Here is a 1833-nt window from a genome sequence, read left to right on the forward strand (position 1 = left end):
GGACAGGCCAACTACGCCGCCGCAAACGCCTACCTCGACGCCCTCGCCCACCAACGCCACACCGACGGCCTCCCCGCCACCTCCATCGCCTGGGGGACGTGGAGCGGTGGCGGCATGGTCGGGTCCGAGATCGACGACCGGATGAGCCGCCGTGGCCTGACCGCGATGGCACCGGACCTGGCGATCTCCGCGCTGCAGCAGGCGCTGGACCGGGACGACACCAGCACGGTGGTCGCCGACATCGACTGGCAGCGCTTCGTACCGGAGTTCTCGGCCCTGCGGCCGACCCGTCTCTTCGACGGGATCCCTGCGGCCGCGGCCGCGACCGAAGCCGACGCAGGCACCGCGCCCGCGGATTCGGGCCCGCGGGCGAAGCTGCTCCAGCAGCTCATCGGCCTGTCCGAGGACGAGCAGGAGAAGGTGCTGACCGAGCTCGTCCGCACCCAGGCGGCTGCGGTCCTGGGCCACACGGGGGTGGAGGCGATCAGTTCCGGTCGTGCCTTCAAGGACTTCGGTTTCGACTCGTTGACCGTCATGGACCTGCGGAACCGCCTGATCTCGGTGACCGGCTCTCGGATGACCACCAGCACGATCTTCGGCAACCCCACGCCGAGCGCGCTGGCCAAGCACCTGCGTGCCGAGCTGGTCGGGGCCGGGCAGCACGCGGCGCCGGTGTCGGTGCCCGCCGTGACCGCCGTGACCGCCGACCGGGACGAGCCGATCGCCATCGTGGCGATGGGGTGCCGCATGCCGGGCGCCGTCCGGTCGCCGGAAGAGCTCTGGCAGCTCGTGGCCGAGGGCCGCGACGCCATCGGCGGGCTCCCGACCGACCGCGGCTGGGACCTCGACAACCTGTACGACCCGGACCGCGAGCGGCCCGGCACGACCTACGCACGCGAAGGCGGCTTCCTCTACGACGCGGCCGACTTCGACGCGGAGTTCTTCGGGATCTCGCCGCGCGAGGCGCTGGCGATGGACCCGCAGCAGCGCCTGCTGCTGGAGACCTCCTGGGAGGCGTTCGAGCGGGCGGGCATCGACCCGGCGACCCTCCGCGGCAGCCGCACCGGCGTCTTCGCCGGCACGACGTACCAGGACTACGCTTCGCGCCTTCACGAGACGCCGAGCACGTTCGAGGGCTTCATGCTCACCGGCAAGTCGTCGAGCGTGCTGTCCGGCCGGGTTTCCTACGCGCTGGGGCTGGAGGGCCCGGCGGTGACGGTCGACACCGCGTGCTCGTCCTCACTCGTCGCCCTGCACCTGGCCGCCCAGGCCCTGCGCAACGACGAGTGCGACCTCGCCCTCGCGGGCGGCGTCACCGTGATGCCGACCCCGGGCATGTTCGTCGAGTTCAGCCGCCAGCGCGGGCTGGCCGCCGATGGCCGTTCCAAGTCCTTCGCTGCTGCCGCGGACGGCACCAGCTGGGGCGAGGGCGTCGGCATGCTCCTGGTGGAGCGGCTCTCCGACGCCGAGCGCAACGGGCACCCCGTCCTCGCCGTGCTGCGCGGCAGCGCGGTCAACCAGGACGGTGCCAGCAACGGCCTCACCGCGCCCAACGGTTCGTCCCAGGAGCGGGTGATCCGGCAGGCGCTGGCCAGTGCGGGTCTGACGGTCGGCCAGGTGGACGCCGTCGAGGCCCACGGCACCGGCACCAAGCTCGGCGACCCGATCGAGGCCCAGGCCCTGATCGCCACGTACGGCCAGGAGCGGAACGGGGAGCGTCCGCTGCTGCTGGGCTCGCTGAAGTCGAACATCGGCCACACCCAGGCCGCCGCGGGTGTCGGCGGTGTGATCAAGATGGTCATGGCGATGCGCAACGGCGTGCTGCCCAAGACC

The 1833-nt window shown here is 72.3% G+C and carries 1 protein-coding gene; it reads left to right on the forward strand.

Annotated elements, in window-relative coordinates:
* The coding region (locus ACGF12_RS38445) for a beta-ketoacyl synthase N-terminal-like domain-containing protein (protein WP_393041268.1) at positions 1 to 1833 on the forward strand (1833 nt) is incomplete at both ends.

The organism is Kitasatospora sp. NPDC048296 (assembly GCF_043201815.1).
Lineage (GTDB): Bacteria > Actinomycetota > Actinomycetes > Streptomycetales > Streptomycetaceae > Kitasatospora.